This is a genomic window from Kitasatospora sp. NPDC022785 (genome assembly GCF_055561295.1).
This window is the reverse complement of record NZ_JBVHHB010000008.1, coordinates 191,157-206,726: the sequence shown is the minus strand read 5'-3', so window position 1 is coordinate 206,726 and position 15,570 is coordinate 191,157. Positions and strand designations below refer to the sequence as shown.

19 protein-coding genes are annotated in these 15,570 nt (G+C 69.5%); 18 read left to right on the top strand and 1 reads right to left on the bottom strand.

Going from position 1 to position 15,570, the window contains the following annotated elements:
* The first annotated feature begins 32 nt into the window (after nt 1-32).
* The 6 genes from rfbB to ACZ3YO_RS15890 all read left to right on the top strand — a co-directional run bounded on the left by rfbB (nt 33) and on the right by ACZ3YO_RS15890 (nt 5,343).
* A complete protein-coding gene (gene rfbB, locus ACZ3YO_RS15915; protein WP_396321468.1) occupies nt 33-1,010 on the top strand; it encodes a dTDP-glucose 4,6-dehydratase in 978 nt (325 codons plus the stop codon).
* The gene (rfbD, locus tag ACZ3YO_RS15910) at nt 1,007-1,942 is read left to right on the top strand and encodes a dTDP-4-dehydrorhamnose reductase (RefSeq protein ID WP_465569496.1); all 936 of its coding nucleotides are present in this window, start codon (nt 1,007-1,009) and stop codon (nt 1,940-1,942) included. Before rfbB ends, rfbD begins: the two co-directional genes overlap by 4 nt.
* Complete coding sequence (locus ACZ3YO_RS15905) at nt 1,939-3,276, top strand: lipopolysaccharide biosynthesis protein (RefSeq protein ID WP_465569494.1); 1,338 nt, start codon at nt 1,939-1,941, stop codon at nt 3,274-3,276. Before rfbD ends, ACZ3YO_RS15905 begins: the two co-directional genes overlap by 4 nt.
* Nucleotides 3,277-3,344: 68 nt before the next feature.
* Nucleotides 3,345-4,034 carry a glycosyltransferase family 2 protein gene (locus ACZ3YO_RS15900; RefSeq protein ID WP_209414059.1) on the top strand — a complete coding sequence of 230 codons (690 nt, stop codon included), beginning with the start codon at nt 3,345-3,347 and terminating at the stop codon, nt 4,032-4,034.
* Nucleotides 4,031-4,429 carry a DUF2304 domain-containing protein gene (locus tag ACZ3YO_RS15895; RefSeq protein ID WP_396321465.1) on the top strand — a complete coding sequence of 133 codons (399 nt, stop codon included), beginning with the start codon at nt 4,031-4,033 and terminating at the stop codon, nt 4,427-4,429. Before ACZ3YO_RS15900 ends, ACZ3YO_RS15895 begins: the two co-directional genes overlap by 4 nt.
* A 5-nt stretch (nt 4,430-4,434) precedes the next feature.
* Nucleotides 4,435-5,343, top strand: a complete 909-nt coding sequence (locus tag ACZ3YO_RS15890; protein WP_465548895.1) for a glycosyltransferase family 2 protein — start codon at nt 4,435-4,437, stop codon at nt 5,341-5,343.
* 112 nt (nt 5,344-5,455) lie between these two features.
* Here ACZ3YO_RS15890 and ACZ3YO_RS15885 read toward each other — a convergent pair whose 3' ends face one another.
* Entirely contained in the window at nt 5,456-7,306 is a 1,851-nt protein-coding gene (locus tag ACZ3YO_RS15885; RefSeq protein WP_465569491.1) for a hypothetical protein, read from the bottom strand.
* A gap of 661 nt (nt 7,307-7,967) precedes the next feature.
* Between ACZ3YO_RS15885 and ACZ3YO_RS15880 the strand changes: the two genes are divergently transcribed.
* From ACZ3YO_RS15880 to rpsQ, 12 genes are all read left to right on the top strand, one after another.
* Entirely contained in the window at nt 7,968-9,773 is a 1,806-nt protein-coding gene (locus ACZ3YO_RS15880) for a hypothetical protein (RefSeq protein WP_465569489.1), read from the top strand.
* Between the two features lie 487 nt (nt 9,774-10,260).
* Complete coding sequence (rpsJ, locus tag ACZ3YO_RS15875; RefSeq protein ID WP_012785157.1) at nt 10,261-10,569, top strand: 30S ribosomal protein S10; 309 nt, start codon at nt 10,261-10,263, stop codon at nt 10,567-10,569.
* Between the two features lie 14 nt (nt 10,570-10,583).
* The gene (gene rplC / locus ACZ3YO_RS15870) at nt 10,584-11,231 is read left to right on the top strand and encodes a 50S ribosomal protein L3 (RefSeq protein ID WP_380435912.1); all 648 of its coding nucleotides are present in this window, start codon (nt 10,584-10,586) and stop codon (nt 11,229-11,231) included.
* 4 nt (nt 11,232-11,235) lie between these two features.
* Entirely contained in the window at nt 11,236-11,913 is a 678-nt protein-coding gene (gene rplD / locus ACZ3YO_RS15865) for a 50S ribosomal protein L4 (RefSeq protein WP_396321461.1), read from the top strand.
* Nucleotides 11,913-12,230, top strand: coding sequence for a 50S ribosomal protein L23 (gene rplW / locus ACZ3YO_RS15860; protein ID WP_030280768.1), 318 nt, complete (start codon nt 11,913-11,915; stop codon nt 12,228-12,230). The genes rplD and rplW overlap by 1 nt, the downstream gene beginning before the upstream one ends.
* 43 nt (nt 12,231-12,273) lie before the next feature.
* Entirely contained in the window at nt 12,274-13,110 is an 837-nt protein-coding gene (gene rplB, locus ACZ3YO_RS15855; protein WP_063348968.1) for a 50S ribosomal protein L2, read from the top strand.
* An 11-nt stretch (nt 13,111-13,121) separates the two neighbouring features.
* On the top strand, nt 13,122-13,403 hold the full coding sequence (rpsS, locus tag ACZ3YO_RS15850; RefSeq protein ID WP_030055821.1) for a 30S ribosomal protein S19: 282 nt from the start codon (nt 13,122-13,124) through the stop codon (nt 13,401-13,403).
* A 50-nt stretch (nt 13,404-13,453) separates the two neighbouring features.
* Nucleotides 13,454-13,801: a 50S ribosomal protein L22 gene (gene rplV / locus ACZ3YO_RS15845; RefSeq protein ID WP_045304593.1), complete on the top strand. Its 348-nt coding sequence runs from the start codon at nt 13,454-13,456 to the stop codon at nt 13,799-13,801.
* A complete protein-coding gene (gene rpsC, locus ACZ3YO_RS15840; RefSeq protein ID WP_396321460.1) occupies nt 13,801-14,634 on the top strand; it encodes a 30S ribosomal protein S3 in 834 nt (277 codons plus the stop codon). Before rplV ends, rpsC begins: the two co-directional genes overlap by 1 nt.
* A gap of 4 nt (nt 14,635-14,638) precedes the next feature.
* Complete coding sequence (gene rplP, locus ACZ3YO_RS15835; RefSeq protein ID WP_030393299.1) at nt 14,639-15,058, top strand: 50S ribosomal protein L16; 420 nt, start codon at nt 14,639-14,641, stop codon at nt 15,056-15,058.
* Nucleotides 15,058-15,282: a 50S ribosomal protein L29 gene (rpmC, locus tag ACZ3YO_RS15830; RefSeq protein WP_063348970.1), complete on the top strand. Its 225-nt coding sequence runs from the start codon at nt 15,058-15,060 to the stop codon at nt 15,280-15,282. The genes rplP and rpmC overlap by 1 nt, the downstream gene beginning before the upstream one ends.
* Nucleotides 15,282-15,554, top strand: coding sequence for a 30S ribosomal protein S17 (rpsQ, locus tag ACZ3YO_RS15825; RefSeq protein ID WP_030055826.1), 273 nt, complete (start codon nt 15,282-15,284; stop codon nt 15,552-15,554). Before rpmC ends, rpsQ begins: the two co-directional genes overlap by 1 nt.
* The last annotated feature ends 16 nt before the right edge of the window (nt 15,555-15,570 follow it).

Genomic DNA, 15,570 nt, shown 5'->3' with positions numbered 1-15,570 from the left:
GGCGCCGGCGCGACGGTAGACTACGCCGCACTATGCGCATCCTCGTGACCGGCGGTGCCGGCTTCATCGGTTCTGAATTCGTCCGCCAGCTCCTGGGCGCCGACACCACTGACCAGATCACTGTCTTCGACAAGCTCACGTACTCGGGCGTCGAGGCCAACCTGGCGCCGGTGGCGGGCCACAGCGGCTATTCCTTCGTCCGGGGTGACATCTGCGACGTCGACGCCGTCGACCAGGTCATGCCCGGCCATGACGTCGTCGTCCACTTCGCGGCCGAGTCCCACGTGGACCGCTCGATCGCGGGTGCCGGCCCCTTCGTGCTGACCAACGTCGTCGGCACCCAGGTCCTGCTGGACGCCGCCCGCAAGCACGGCGTCGGCCGCTTCGTGCACATCTCCACCGACGAGGTGTACGGCTCGATCAACGAGGGCTCCTGGACGGAGGAGTGGCCGCTGGTGCCGAACTCCCCGTACTCGGCCTCCAAGGCCTCCTCGGACCTGCTGGCGCTGGCATACCACCGCACGCACGGCATGGACGTCGTGGTGACCCGCTGCTCCAACAACTACGGGCACTACCAGTTCCCGGAGAAGGTCATCCCGCTGTTCACCACCAACCTGATCGACGGCAAGAAGGTGCCGCTGTACGGCGACGGCGGCAACGTCCGCGACTGGCTGCACGTCTCGGACCACTGCCGGGGCATCGAGCTGGTCATGCGCGGCGGCCGCGCCGGCGAGGTCTACAACATCGGCGGCGGCACCGAGGCGACCAACAAGGAGCTCACCGGCCTGCTGCTCGAGGCCGCCGGCGCCGGCTGGGACATGGTCGAGCACGTCGCCGACCGCAAGGGCCACGACCTGCGCTACTCGATCGACATCAGCAAGATCCGCGAGGAGCTCGGCTACGAGCCGCAGGTCCGCTTCGAGGACGGCCTCGCCGCCACCATCGCCTGGTACCGCGAGAACCGCGCCTGGTGGGAGCCGCTGAAGACGAAGGCGGCTCTGGAGAAGTGACCGCCAACGCCTCCGGCCAGGTCCGCTGGCTCGTCACCGGCGCGGGCGGCATGCTCGGCCAGGACCTGCTCGCGGTCCTGGCCGCCGACGGGTCCGCCGAGGTCACCGCCCTGGGCCGGGCCGACCTCGACATCACCGACGCGGCGGCCGTGCTGGCCGCCGTCGAGGGCCACGACGTCGTCGTCAACTGCGCGGCCTGGACCAACGTCGACGGCGCCGAGAGCGCCGAGGAGGCCGCCACCGCCGTCAACGGGACCGGCGTGCGCCACCTGGCCGCCGCCTGCGCCAAGACCGGTGCCCGGCTGCTGCACGTCTCCACCGACTACGTGCTGCCCGGCGACGCCACCGAGCCGTACGCCGAGACCGCGCCGACCGGCCCGGTCAACGCCTACGGCCGCAGCAAGCTGGTGGGGGAGCAGGCCGTGGCCGAGCTCCTCCCGGAGCACGGCTACGTCGTGCGCACCGCGTGGCTGTACGGCGAGCACGGCAAGAACTTCGTCGCCACCATGCTCAGGCTCGCCACCCAGCGCGACACCCTCGACGTGGTCGAGGACCAGCAGGGCCAGCCGACCTGGTCGTTCGCCCTCGCGCGGCACCTCGTCGCGCTCGGCCTGGCCGCGCTCGCCGGGCAGGCCCCGGCCGGGGTCTACCACGGCACCGGCAGCGGCCGGACCACCTGGTTCGGGCTGGCCCGTGAGACGTACCGGCTGAGCGGGCTGGACCCGGAGCGGATCCGCCCGACCACCTCCGCGGCCTTCGTCACCCCGGCCGTCCGGCCCGCGTTCAGCGTGCTGGGCCACGAGCGCTGGGCGGCCGCGGGCCTGAGCCCGCTGCCCGACTGGCGTGACCAACTCGCCGAGGCGCTCGGCACGCCCGTCTTCACCGAACTGGCCACCGCGGCCCGGACGACCGAGAGCGACAGATCTCAGTGAAGAATCCGCTGACGAAGGTGGCCGCCGCGCTACCGCCGGGAACCCTGGCGGTGGCCGGCGGCACCGTCGTGCTCGGCGCCGCCTCGTACATCCACCTCGGTGTGGCGGGCCACAGCCTGTCGGTCGACGACATGGCGAACGTCTCACTGCTCTGGACGATCGTGATGTCCGTCGGCATCGGCGTGTTCTTCCCGATCGAGCAGGAGCTCACCCGGATCGTCGCGGCCCGGGCCGCCCTCGGCCACGGCGCCACGCCGGTCCTGCGCCGGGCCACCCTGCTGACGGGGGCGATCCTCGGCACCGTCCTGCTCGCGCTGGGCGCCGGCTCCGGGAAGATCGCCGACGTGATGTTCCACGGCGACCGCTCGCTGGTGCTCGCGCTGGGCGGAGCGTTCGCCGGCATGGCGGTCTGCTACCTCACCCGCGGCGTGCTGGCCGGCCTCGGCCGCTTCGGCGCCTACGGCACGCAGCTCGGCATCGACGGCGGTCTGCGGATCGGGCTCGCCTTCGCCTGCGGCCTCGCCGGCGTGCACTCCGCCCTGGCGTTCAGCCTGATCCTCGCCGTCGCGCCGATCGCCGCCACTCTGGTGACGCTGCCCGCGCTGCTGCGGGTGGTCAACCCCGGGCCCCGGATCCCCTGGTCCGAGCTCTGCTCCGGGCTCGGCCTGCTGATCTGCTCGACCCTGCTCTCCCAGGTCGTGGTGAACGCCGCCGTGGTGAGCACCAAGCTGCTCGCCCCGTCGGACTCGGCCCTGATCGCGGCGCTGCTCAACGCGCTGGTGCTGGCCCGGGTCCCGCTGTTCGTGTTCGGCTCGCTGCAGGCCTCGCTGCTCAACGGGCTGTCCGCGGCGATCGCGGTCGGCGACCGCGCGGCCTTCACCGGCATGCTCCGCCGGATCGGCGCGGTGGTCGGCCTGCTGGGCCTGCTCGGCGGGATCCCGGCGGTGGCTCTCGGCCCCTGGCTGATCCAGGTGCTGTTCGGCGCCAAGCCGGTGCTCGGCTGCCTCGACTTCTTCTGGATGTCCGCCGGAACCGTGGCGTACATGTTCGCGATGGTGCTCGGCCAGGCGCTGATGGTATTCAAACGGCACAACCTCCAGCTGCTCTGCTGGGCGGTCGGCACCGTGGTCCTCGCCGGGGTCACCTTCCTGCCGGGCGAGGTGTCCACCCGCGTGATCCTGGCCTACGCGGCCGGATCGGTGGCCACCGTGCTCGGTATGCTGGCGGCGCTCAGGCGCAGCTTCCCCGGTTCGACGGCGAGCCAGGCCGGTTCCGCGCAGAGCACGTCGGGTCAGGCTGTGCCTACCCTGAGTGCCGGGGTGGTCGGCGAATGACCGCATCGGCCCCCGATATACAGATTGCCGCGCACGAGCGCGGGCGACACCCCGAACATGGAGCCCCCGTGTCCCAGTACGACGATGTCTGGCTGGTGATCCCGGCCTACAACGAAGGCCAGGTGATCGCTGACGTTGTGGAGGGAGCGCGCAAGACGTTCCCCAACATCGTTGTGGTCGATGACGGCAGTGCGGACGACTCCGCCAAGCACATCATGACCACCGGTGCGCACCTGGTGCGGCACCCGGTCAACCTCGGCCAGGGCGCGGCGCTGCAGACCGGCCTCGCCTACGCGCTCGCCCAGCCCGACGCCAAGTACTTCGCCACCTTCGACGCGGACGGCCAGCACCAGACCGCCGACGTCGAGAAGATGGTCGCGGTGCTCCGTGCGGGCGAGGCCGACGTGGTCCTCGGCTCGCGCTTCATCGAGCAGAACGGCCAGGTGCCGTGGATCAAGCGGGTCGTCCTGCGGACCGCCGCGACGGTCAGCCCCACCGCGCGCAAGCTCAAGCTCACCGACTCGCACAACGGCCTGCGGGTCCTCAACCGTGAGGCGGCCAGCCGGCTGCGGATCACCATGAACGGCATGGCCCACGCCTCGGAGATCGTCAGCTTCCTGGCCGGAGCCGACCTCCGGGTGGCGGAGCTCCCGGTCGACATCCTCTACACCGACTACTCACGCGCCAAGGGTCAGTCCCTGATCAACGGCGTCAACATCATCTTCGACATTTCGCTTCGGGAGCGTGGCCGCCGATGAACTACTTCTGGATCCAGCTGGTTCTGATCTTGGGCGCGGTCTCCCTTGCGTTCATGTTCATCCGGCGCTGGGACGCAGCGAACACCCGGGCCTGGAAGCGCATCGCCTTCTCCGTCTTCGTGATCGCGAACATCTACGCGATCCTGCGCCCCGGCGACGTGACCTGGATCGCGCACAAGATGGGCGTCGGCCGCGGCACCGACCTGGTGCTGTACGTGATGGTCCTGGCCATGGGCTTCCTGACGCTGAACACCTTCCTGCGTTTCCGCTCGCTGGAGAAGAAGCTCACCGACCTCGCCCGCACCGTGGCGATCAACGAGGGCGCCCGGCTGAACGAGGAGCGGTTCGACCTGGACCTCCCGGTCTCGGCCCCGGCCGACCGCAGCGGAGTCTGACCGTCATGGCCACCTTCGAGTTCATGCTGCCGTACTACGGCGACGTGGCCCTGATGCAGGCCGCGGTACGCAGCATCCTGGGCCAGAGCGACCCGGACCTCCGGCTCACCGTCGTCGACGACGGCAAGGAGCCGGACGTCCCGGGCTGGTTCGCCGAGCTCGGTGACGACCGGGTGCGGTACCTGCGCAACGAGCAGAACCTCGGGATCACCAAGAACTTCCAGAAGTGCGTGGAGCTCTCCACGGCCGACCACGTGGTCATCATGGGCTGCGACGACCTGCTGCACCCGCACTACCTGGAGACCGTCCGGGCGATCCTCAAGGACAACCCGGACCTGGGCATGGTGCAGCCGGGCGTCGAGGTGATCGACGGCGACGGTGTGGTCACCTACGGCCTGGCCGACAACGTGAAGGGGAAGCTGTACGCCCCGAACGTCAAGGGCCGGCGCCTGATGGGCGGCGAGGAGCTGGCGGCCAGCGTGCTGCGCGGCAACTGGCTGTACTTCCCGTCGATCTGCTGGCGGGGCGAGGCCCTGCGCGCGGTCAACTTCCGTGACGAGTACTCGGTGATCCAGGACCTGGCGCTGGTGGTCGACCTGCTGGAGCGCGGCGAGTCGATGATGGTGGACAACACCACCACCGTCTTCCAGTACCGCCGGCACGCGGTCAGCGAGTCGTCGGTGCAGGCCTTCTCGGGTACCCGCTTCACCGAGGCGGAGCGCTACTTCAACGCGGTGGCCGAGCGGATGGACGCCCGTGGCTGGCCCAAGGCGGCGCGTGCGGCCCGGGTGCGCAGTGCCTCGCGGTTCCACGCCATCACGATGCTCCCGGGCGCCCTGCGCCGGGGCCAGAGCGCCGGCGTGAAGGTCCTGGCGCGGCACGCCTTCACCGGCGGCCAGCGCCACGAGGGCTGACCGGGGACCGAACCTGCCGCTCCGGCCTCCGGAGCAGGGCGACGGACGGAGAAGAGCCCGGCCCCGCTGCTCAGGCAGCGGGGCCGGGCTCTTCGCGTTCCCGGGTGGCGGGTCAGTCGGCCAGCAGGGTCATCACGGTGCCGACCACGCCGGCGGCCTTGGGCCGGGCCGGGAAGGGGTTGGACGTGGGGCAGCCCAGCGTGCCCTGGTCGGGCGGGCTGACGAGCTGGGAGGAGAGGTCGACCGGCTTCTGGCAGTGGTTGTTCGGCGCGTACTTCGAGCAGTGTCCGTCGGGGCTGGCGGTGGTCTGGGCGTACCAGGCGAGGTCGCTGGGAGAGCTGCCCTGCTGGTTCGGCGTGGACTTGTCGGCGGTGGCCGAGTCGCCGCCCTGGGGGTGCGGCACGACCGCGTCGGCGGTGGCCGACTCGCCGCCCCGGTGGTTCGGCATGAACTTGTCGACGGTGGCCGAGCCGGCCATCCCGAACAGCAGGCCGAGGCTGCAGAGCGCGCCCACGGCGACCGCGCGCGGGGTGAACCGGGGGAGCACCCGGGCCGTACCGGCCGGCGTGGCCCGGTCGCGGCCGGCGCCCCACCGGCGGGCGGCCAGGTAACAGGCGAGGCCGGTGAGCAGGAGCGTGCAGTGGAGCAGCTGGGCGCTGGTGCGCGGGTACAGCATGACCGCCTGGTCCCGCTCCATGTGGGAGGCGAACCAGTAGCGCATGACCAGGGCGCTGGCCGCGCACGCGGCGGCGACGAGGACCGACGGGCGGTCGATGCCGAGGGCCAGGGCGATGCCGAGGCCGGCGAGCAGGACGATCGAGAAGAGCCCGACCCCGCCGAGCTCGCCCGGCAGCGGCCAGGTGCTCCAGGCTTCCGAGCCCGGAAGGTCGTCGCGCCACATGGCGAAGTAGGTGGGTTCGACGTAGGTGTCGAAGTAGCAGTACCGGTCGACGGTCGAGCCGGCCGAGGAGAGCAGGCGCACCAGATAGGTGCCCGCGACCGCGAGGAAGACCGCGGAGGTGGTGAGGATGGTGGTGCCCGCCGTCACCAGGGCCTGGGTCCCGGCGTCCCGCCGGACCCGGAGCACCACCGCGACCGTCAGCACGACGATGCCGAGCGCGGACCAGACGAACCAGCCCGAGTAGAGGATGAACAGCAGGCCGATCGCCAGGCCCAGCGCTCCGCCCTGGAACGCGGCGCGCCTGCGCGGGAGTTCGGCGGAACGCTGGAGCACCTGTATCAGCTTGCCGAGCAGCGGTACGAGGGCGACCAGGACGAGGTTGGTGTACGGCTTGTAGGGCTGCATCATCGGCAGCGACGCGGTGACGCCGATGCCCAGCGCCCACAGCGGCGGGAGCAACAGCCGCCAGGACAGGTAGGCGACCGGGCCGAGCAGGGCCGTGAAGAGGAGGCAGACCAGCTTCATGGCGTGGCCGACGTCGCCGCCGGTGAAGTACTCGGCCGTCCAGGCAACCAGGTGCGGGAACATCGGGGGGTAGGCGCCGTCGAGCGGCTTGCCGTCCATCAGGGCGCCGGCCCAGGCCTGCAGCGCGCCCGCGTCACCGCCCTGCCCGTTGAGCGGCCAGGTGGTGTCGCGCAGCGCGAGCGAGATGCCGGACGCGGCGGCGCCGGATGCGAGCCCGGCGACGCCCGCCGCCGCGAACCGCAGCGGCGGTTCGGGCCACCGGCGCATGGCCGGGATGCAGAGCAGCAGGATGACGCCGAGCAGCACCAGCAGCTGGAGCTGCAGTGCGGCGAGGCCGCTGACCTGCCCGATCCGGGTCATCGGGTCCAGTTCGATGAACCGGGCGAGGTAGGTGATCAGCAGTGACGCCGCGACGGCGACCAGGCCCTCGGCTACCAGGAGACGGACGCCGACGCGCCCGTCTCGCGTCCCGCCCCTGTGCGGGAGGGGGCTCCGCTGGTGATCGGCCGCGACGGACGTGGTCTGGAGGCTCGTCACTGCTGGGTCCTTAGTGGCCGGGGCGGGTCGGTCGGGGACGAACTGGCAGGAGCATCCGGGGCCGGTCGCTCACGTGCTCGAACGATTCTGCCAGGGGGCGATCAAGCCTCCTTCCGCCGGCTGGGCTGCCGGGCGGGCTGCGGGGCGGGCGGTCCGCGACCGGCCGATGGCAAAGTGCGCGCAAACTGGCGGAAAGCCGTCAGGGCCCCTGCCCGGCATGCGATTTCTGCGCAGAATGCGGCCTGGCGGCCGCCTGATCGCGCTGGCCCGGGTCAGGGGTGCATGGCAGACTTCGGTGGCGATCCGAAGGGATGGTGGTGACATGTCCACAATCCGTACCGACTTCTCCCGCAGGTCGGGCCCGGCCGCGTCGTAGTCGCCCGGGTCCGTGGTGCGGCCCGGCCGGTGATGCGGCCCGGCCGACCCGCTCAATATGACGGTGAACTGTATATGCTTTTCGCTGGCAGGTGGGGTATACCTGTGCGATACGCCCCACCGGCCCCGGCTCCGGAGTGTTGCGCCCCGCCGGCCGAAGCGCCCGGGGCGCCGGTTCCGGTAGTGGTGTCCCGGCACGCTTTCACCGGGCGGTACTGTCCACAGGGGCCGAACCCCGCCCGGCACCGCTCAGCAGACGTCCGCAGCCCTATGGAAGTGAAGCGACATGACCGATCTGGCAACCGACCGGCCCAGCGGATCGGAGCTCTCCCCCGACGGGAGCGGCACGACCCGCTCCGACGGCGCGGCGGCCGGCTCGCCCGGCGACCGGTGGATCGATCGCCGCTGGGTGCTGGTGGCCGGTGAGGTCCTGGTCAGCGTGGTGGCGGCCCTGGGCTTCACCCTTCTCTGCCGGCACATCAGCGTGAACCCGATGAACCGGATCGGACAGGTCAGCGGCCTGGCCAAGATCCAGCAGTACGCGGCGATGGTCGGCCTGCCGATTCTGGGGGTGCTGGTCTACACCGCCTACCGGGGCGGACTGCGCCGGCACGCGCTGGTCCAGCGGCTGGTCTGCGCGGCCCTGGCGGGCCTGGCGACCGGCGTCGTCGCCGGCGGCGTGGTCGTCGCCCTGCGCGGCACCCCCTGGCCCCTCGGCGGCCAGGAGGGCGACCCGAGCGTGCTCGTCGACATGGCGACGTCGATGATGCACGACAAGGGCATCTCCGGCGTCTACCCGCCGCTCTTCCCGGCCGCGGTGGCGCTCTGGTCGGAGATCCGTTACGGCGGGGTCGGCGGCGCCGGCTTCGCCCTGCACGACCTGCAGATCGTCTGCAGCGCCCTGGTCGGACCGATGAGCTACCTGGCCTGGCGGCTCATGCTGCGGCCGTTCTGGGCGCTGGCCATCGCCGTTCCGTCCGCGCTGGTGTTCCTGGACCCGATCCGCCCGTACAGCCACGTGACGATGATCGTCCTGCTGCCGCTGCTGGCGGCCTGCCTGCGCGAGCTGCGCCGGGCGGGGGAGCAGTCGACCCGGTCGCTGCTGCTGCGCGGCGCGGGCTTCGGCATCGTCTTCGGCGTGCTCTTCCTCTGGTACTCGGGCTGGTACCTGTGGTCGGCGCCGGGCGTGTTCCTGCTGACCCTCTTCGTCTTCCCGTGGCGGCGCGGCCGGCAGACCGTCCGCCGGAGCCTGGTGTTCCTGGCCACGACCGTGGTGACCGCCGGGGCCATCGGCTCCCCGCTGCTGTACCAGATCGTGAAGCTCGGCGCCGACACCCCGGACCGGTACGCCTACATCGTCAACTACGTCGACCCGGCGTACGTGCTCGGCTGGATGTCGGACCGCAACGGCCAGCTGACGTACCACAACTGGCCGCAGTCGGGCGAGCTGGCCGGCCAGACCGGCTTCGCGATCATGCTGATCACGGCGGTCGGCATCGGGGTGGGCCTGGGCCTGCGCAGCATGGTGGTCCGGGTGGCGGCGGCGGTGCTGGCCGGGGCCTGGCTGCTGAGGTTCTGGTTCGCCTCGCACATGGCGCACTCACAGATGATCCAGCTGTACCCGCGGACCACCTGGATCATCATGTACTGCCTGCTGATCCTCGCCGTGGTGGGCCTGATGACCGGCCTGGAGCGCGGCGCCGGCTGGCTTGAGCGGACTCTGCGCTCCAGCGGCCGCACCGCCGAGGGGCCGGCCATCCCGGTCCGGGTCACCCGGCAGCTGGCCGCCGGCCTGATCTGCGCGATGGCGCTGTTCGCGACGATGGGCGCCTCCTGGTCGGTGGACCGCTACATGCCGCAGGCGGAGTCCACCAACAGCATGGGCCTGGACGCCTGGCGGGCTCACACCATCAAGAAGAAGGACGGCACCTGCCCGAAGTTCTCCCCGGTGGCGAAGTGCGCGGACATCATCACGAAGGACTGGAAGCCGGAGACGGACAAGGGCTTCATCTGGTGCGCCAACGTGAGCACCGAGGACTGGCCGGCGGTCTGCGGCCGGGAGGCCCCCTGGTTGAAGGAACAGAAGAAGTAGTCCGCACGTGGGGGACCGGGGCCGGTGAGGGAGACCTCACCGGCCCCGATTGGCTTTGTTGCTGCTCCATGTGGCAGTATGTCCAAGTTGCTCGGTTGAGTGCCGATGCTGCGCGCCTCCCGCCGGGAGGACTGGAAGCGAGTCCCAAGTACTCGTCGTTCCCGTGATGGCCGTTCATGTGTTCACGTGAAATGTGTGAATGCAGTGGTGTGAAGTCGACACCGCGGCAGCTGCGGGGCGGACGTACGGGAATCTTCCGGGAAGCGTGGGCGGGGCCTCGATCCGGCGCCTGGTGGGTGCAAGACCTCACCGATCCCGTGGGAAATCCGCAGAGGGAAACCTCGTGCCGGATTTTTTGCAAGCGACAGGGCGACACGCCCGAGCGCGGGGGTCGGAGGTAACCACCCAGGGGCACCACCGGACACAGTCCACCTGGATGAATCCGGCCGTAGAAGCAGCAGACGACACAAAGGACTACTGAGTAGCCATGGCGGGACAGAAGATCCGCATCCGGCTCAAGGCCTACGACCACGAGGTGATTGACTCCTCGGCGAAGAAGATCGTCGAGACCGTCATTCGCACTGGTGCGCAGGTCGCGGGCCCGGTGCCGCTGCCCACTGAGAAGAACGTGTACTGCGTCATCCGCTCGCCGCACAAGTACAAGGACTCGCGCGAGCACTTCGAGATGCGCACTCACAAGCGTCTGATCGACATCCTCGACCCCACGCCGAAGACGGTTGACTCGCTGATGCGTCTCGACCTGCCGGCTGGTGTCGACATCGAGATCAAGCTCTGAGAGGCACACCGAAGATGGCTAAGCAGATTAAGGGCATCCTGGGCGAGAAGCTCGGCATGACCCAGGTCTGGGACGAGAACAACCGGATCGTTCCGGTGACCGTCGTCAAGGCTGGGCCCAATGTCGTGACCCAGGTCCACACCGCCGACAGCCCGGCCGGCTACGACGCCGTCCAGATCGGCTTCGGCGAGATCGACCCCCGCAAGGTGAACAAGCCCCTCGCGGGTCACTTCGCCAAGGCCGGTGTCACCCCGCGTCGCCACCTGGTCGAGCTCCGTACCGCGGACGCGTCCGAGTACACCCTGGGCCAGGAGATCACCGCGGAGCTGTTCGAGGCGGGTGTCAAGGTCGACGTGACCGGCACCTCCAAGGGCAAGGGCTTCGCCGGTGTCATGAAGCGCCACAACTTCCGGGGCCTCGGCGCCGGTCACGGTGTGCAGCGCAAGCACCGCTCGCCCGGCTCGATCGGTGGCTGCGCCACCCCGGGTCGTGTGTTCAAGGGCGTACGGATGGCCGGCCGGATGGGCCACGAGCGTGTGACCACCCAGAACCTGACCATCCATGCCGTTGACGCGGAGAAGGGGCTGCTCCTGATCAAGGGCGCAATCCCGGGCCCGAACGGCGGCCTCGTCCTCGTCCGCACCGCGGCGAAGGGGCTGTGAGGATATGAGCACCATTGACATCCTGTCGCCCTCGGGCGACAAGACCGGCAGCCTCGAGCTGCCGGCCGAGATCTTCGACGCGAAGGTCAGCGTTCCGCTGATGCACCAGGTCGTCGTGGCGCAGCTCGCTGCGGCCCGTCAGGGCACCCACAAGACCAAGACTCGTGGCGAGGTCCGCGGCGGCGGCAAGAAGCCGTACCGCCAGAAGGGCACCGGCCGCGCCCGTCAGGGCTCGACCCGTGCGCCGCAGTTCGCCGGCGGTGGCGTTGTGCACGGTCCCGTGCCGCGCGACTACTCGCAGCGGACCCCGAAGAAGATGATCGCCGCCGCCCTGCGCGGTGCGCTCACCGACCGGGCCCGCCACAACCGCATCCACGTCATCACCGACGTGACCGCGACCGAGGCGCCGTCGACCAAGGCCGCCAAGAGCCTGTTCGGCAAGATCACCGAGCGCAAGAACGTCCTCCTGGTCGTCGAGCGTGCGGACGAGCTGGGCCTCAAGTCCGCTCGTAACCTGCCGAACGTGCACATCCTGGACGCCGGTCAGCTGAACACCTACGACGTGCTCGTCTCCGACGATGTGGTCTTCACCCAGGCCGCCTTCGAGCGTTTCGTGGCCGGTCCGGCCGCGTCCGCCAAGGCCGTTGCCGCTGAGGGCGAGCTCGAAGGGAGCGCCGCCTGATGAGCGACGTTACGAGCAAGACGTTCACGGACCCCCGTGACGTCCTGGTGAAGCCGGTCATCTCCGAGAAGAGCTACAGCCTTCTCGACGAGAACAAGTACACGTTCATCGTGTCGCCGGGCGCCAACAAGACCCAGATCAAGCAGGCCGTCGAGGCGGTCTTCTCGGTCAAGGTCGAGGCTGTCAACACGATCAACCGTCAGGGCAAGCGCAAGCGCTCCAAGACGGGCTTTGGCAAGCGCAAGGACACCAAGCGCGCCATCGTGACGCTGGCCGAGGGCAACCGCATCGACATCTTCGGTGGTCCGGTCTCCTAACGGAGATCGTGATCGTCGATAAGGACGAGGACGAGAGAGCCAAATGGGCATCCGCAAGTACAAGCCGACTACGCCGGGCCGTCGTGGCTCCAGCGTGGCCGACTTCGTAGAGATCACGCGGTCCACGCCGGAGAAGTCGCTGGTTCGCCCCCTGCACAGCAAGGGCGGCCGTAACAACGCCGGTCGGATCACCGTTCGCCACCAGGGTGGTGGACACAAGCGCGCCTACCGCGTGATCGACTTCCGTCGTCACGACAAGGACGGCGTGCCGGCCAAGGTCGCGCACATCGAGTACGACCCGAACCGCACCGCGCGCATCGCGCTCCTGCACTACGCGGACGGCGAGAAGCGCTACATCATCGCGCCGCGCGGCATCGCGCAGGGTGACCGGATCGAGAACGGCGCTGGCGCCGACATCAAGCCGGGTAACAACCTGCCGCTTCGCAACATCCCGGTCGGTACGACCATCCACGCGGTGGAGCTGCGTCCCGGTGGCGGTGCCAAGATGGCCCGCTCCGCCGGTGCCGGCATTCAGCTGCTGGCGCGTGAGGGCAAGATGGCGCACCTGCGCATGCCCTCCGGTGAGATCCGCCTGGTCGACGCGCGCTGCCGCGCGACCGTCGGCGAGGTCGGCAACGCCGAGCAGTCGAACATCAACTGGGGCAAGGCCGGCCGTATGCGCTGGAAGGGCGTCCGCCCGACCGTGCGTGGTGTGGCCATGAACCCGATCGACCACCCGCACGGTGGTGGTGAGGGTAAGACCTCCGGTGGTCGCCACCCGGTCTCGCCGTGGGGCCAGAAGGAGGGTCGCACTCGTAGCCCGAAGAAGGCTTCGAACGCCCTCATCGTGCGCCGCCGCAAGACCAACAAGAAGCGCTAGGAGCAGGTCAGATGCCGCGCAGTCTCAAGAAGGGCCCCTTCATTGACGGCCACCTTCTCAAGAAGGTGGACGCGCAGAACGAGGCGGGTACCCAGAACGTCATCAAGACCTGGTCCCGTCGCTCCGTGATCTTCCCGGCCATGCTCGGCCACACGATCGCGGTGCACGATGGCCGTAAGCACGTCCCGGTGTTCGTCACCGAGTCGATGGTCGGCCACAAGCTCGGCGAGTTCGCGCCGACGCGTACCTTCCGCGGTCACGTCAAGGACGACCGCAAGTCGAAGCGTCGCTAGTCGCCGGCGAGATTACCGACTCAATGACTGACACCAGCAAGGGGACAACCATGGAAGCCAGGGCCCAGGCGCGGTACATCCGCGTCACGCCCATGAAGGCCCGCCGCGTGGTGGACCTCATCCGTGGCCTGAACGCCACGGAGGCCCAGGCGGTCCTGCGTTTCGCTCCGCAGGCCGCGACCGTGCCGGTCGGCAAGGTGCTCGACAGCGCCATTGCCAACGCCGCGCACAACTACAACCACTCCAACGTGGACGACCTCGTCATCAGCGAGGCGTACGTTGACGAGGGCCCGACCCTGAAGCGGTTCCGTCCGCGTGCCCAGGGCCGTGCCTACCGGATCCGCAAGCGGACCAGCCACATCACCGTGGTCGTCAGCAGCAAGGAAGGGACCCGGTAATGGGCCAGAAGGTTAACCCGCACGGGTTCCGCCTCGGCATCAGCACGGACTTCAAGTCCCGCTGGTACGCCGACAAGCTGTACAAGGACTACGTCAAGGAAGACGTCGCCATTCGTCGCATGATGACGAAGGGCATGGAGCGCGCCGGCATCTCCAAGGTCGAGATCGAGCGCACCCGCGACCGCGTCCGCGTTGACATCCACACCGCTCGCCCCGGCATCGTCATCGGCCGCCGTGGCACCGAGGCCGACCGCATCCGCGGCGACCTCGAGAAGCTGACCGGCAAGCAGGTCCAGCTGAACATCCTCGAGGTCAAGAACCCCGAGCTGGACGCCCAGCTCGTGGCTCAGGGCGTCGCGGAGCAGCTGTCCTCCCGCGTCTCCTTCCGCCGTGCCATGCGCAAGTCGATGCAGGGCACCATGAAGTCCGGCGCCAAGGGCATCAAGGTCCAGTGCTCCGGTCGTCTCGGCGGCGCCGAGATGAGCCGTTCGGAGTTCTACCGCGAGGGCCGTGTGCCGCTGCACACCCTGCGCGCGAACGTCGACTACGGCTTCTTCGAGGCCAAGACGACCTTCGGCCGCATCGGCGTGAAGGTCTGGATCTACAAGGGCGACGTCAAGAACATCGCCGAGGTCCGCGCTGAGAACGCCGCTGCCCGCTCGGGCAACCGTCCGGCCCGTCCCGAGGGTGGTCGTCCCGCCCGCGGTGGCGAGCGCCGTGGTGGCGAGCGTGGCGGCCGTGGCCGTCGTCCCGCCGCCGAGGCCGCAGCGTCTCAGGGGGCCCCGGCGACGGTCGACACGCCGGCTGCCGAGAACACCGGAACGGAGGCCTGACCCAATGCTGATCCCCCGTCGGGTCAAGCACCGCAAGCAGCACCACCCGAAGCGCCGTGGCGCCTCCAAGGGTGGCACCGAGCTCGCCTTCGGCGAGTACGGCATCCAGGCCGTCACCCCGGCCTACGTGACGAACCGGCAGATCGAGTCCGCTCGTATCGCCGTCACCCGTCACATCAAGCGTGGCGGCAAGGTCTGGATCAACATCTACCCGGACCGTCCGCTCACCAAGAAGCCGGCCGAGACCCGCATGGGTTCCGGTAAGGGTTCGCCCGAGTGGTGGATCGCGAACGTGCACCCGGGTCGGGTCATGTTCGAGCTGTCGTACCCCAACGAGAAGGTGGCTCGTGAGGCGCTGACCCGCGCAGCTCACAAGCTCCCGATGAAGTGCCGGATCATCCGGCGCGAGGCAGGTGAGAGCTGATGTCGGCCGGCACCAAGGCTGCTGACCTCCGCGAGCTGGACAACGAGGGTCTCGTTGCCAAGCTCCGTGAGGCCAAGGAGGAGCTGTTCAACCTCCGCTTCCAGGCGGCGACCGGGCAGCTCGACAACCACGGACGGCTCAAGCTCGTCCGTAAGGACATCGCGCGGATCTACACCCTGATGCGCGAGCGCGAGCTGGGCATCGAGACGGTGGAGAACGCCTGATGACTGAGAACACCAACGAGACGCGCGGTTTCCGCAAGACCCGTGAGGGCCTCGTCGTCAGCGACAAGATGGACAAGACCGTCGTCGTCGCCGTCGAGGACCGCGTCAAGCACGCGCTGTACGGCAAGGTCATCCGCCGTACGAACAAGCTGAAGGCGCACGACGAGGCGAACGCCTGCGGCATCGGCGACCGGGTCCTCCTCGCGGAGACCCGCCCGCTGTCCGCGACGAAGCGCTGGCGCGTCGTCGAGATCCTCGAGAAGGCCAAGTAACGAAGTTGATGCGGTA

Bases quoted from the DNA above. Each gene is read 5' to 3' on its own strand.
- rplD (WP_396321461.1), top strand. From the start codon at position 11,236: ATGAGCACCATTGACATCCTGTCGCCCTCGGGCGACAAGACCGGCAGC.
- rpmC (WP_063348970.1), top strand. From the start codon at position 15,058: ATGTCGGCCGGCACCAAGGCTGCTGACCTCCGCGAGCTGGACAACGAG.
- rplW (WP_030280768.1), top strand. From the start codon at position 11,913: ATGAGCGACGTTACGAGCAAGACGTTCACGGACCCCCGTGACGTCCTG.
- rpsS (WP_030055821.1), top strand. From the start codon at position 13,122: ATGCCGCGCAGTCTCAAGAAGGGCCCCTTCATTGACGGCCACCTTCTC.
- rplP (WP_030393299.1), top strand. From the start codon at position 14,639: ATGCTGATCCCCCGTCGGGTCAAGCACCGCAAGCAGCACCACCCGAAG.
- ACZ3YO_RS15880 (WP_465569489.1), top strand. From the start codon at position 7,968: ATGACCGATCTGGCAACCGACCGGCCCAGCGGATCGGAGCTCTCCCCC.
- rplC (WP_380435912.1), top strand. From the start codon at position 10,584: ATGGCTAAGCAGATTAAGGGCATCCTGGGCGAGAAGCTCGGCATGACC.
- rplV (WP_045304593.1), top strand. From the start codon at position 13,454: ATGGAAGCCAGGGCCCAGGCGCGGTACATCCGCGTCACGCCCATGAAG.
- ACZ3YO_RS15890 (WP_465548895.1), top strand. From the start codon at position 4,435: ATGGCCACCTTCGAGTTCATGCTGCCGTACTACGGCGACGTGGCCCTG.
- rplB (WP_063348968.1), top strand. From the start codon at position 12,274: ATGGGCATCCGCAAGTACAAGCCGACTACGCCGGGCCGTCGTGGCTCC.
- rpsC (WP_396321460.1), top strand. From the start codon at position 13,801: ATGGGCCAGAAGGTTAACCCGCACGGGTTCCGCCTCGGCATCAGCACG.
- rfbB (WP_396321468.1), top strand. From the start codon at position 33: ATGCGCATCCTCGTGACCGGCGGTGCCGGCTTCATCGGTTCTGAATTC.
- ACZ3YO_RS15895 (WP_396321465.1), top strand. From the start codon at position 4,031: ATGAACTACTTCTGGATCCAGCTGGTTCTGATCTTGGGCGCGGTCTCC.
- rpsQ (WP_030055826.1), top strand. From the start codon at position 15,282: ATGACTGAGAACACCAACGAGACGCGCGGTTTCCGCAAGACCCGTGAG.
- rpsJ (WP_012785157.1), top strand. From the start codon at position 10,261: ATGGCGGGACAGAAGATCCGCATCCGGCTCAAGGCCTACGACCACGAG.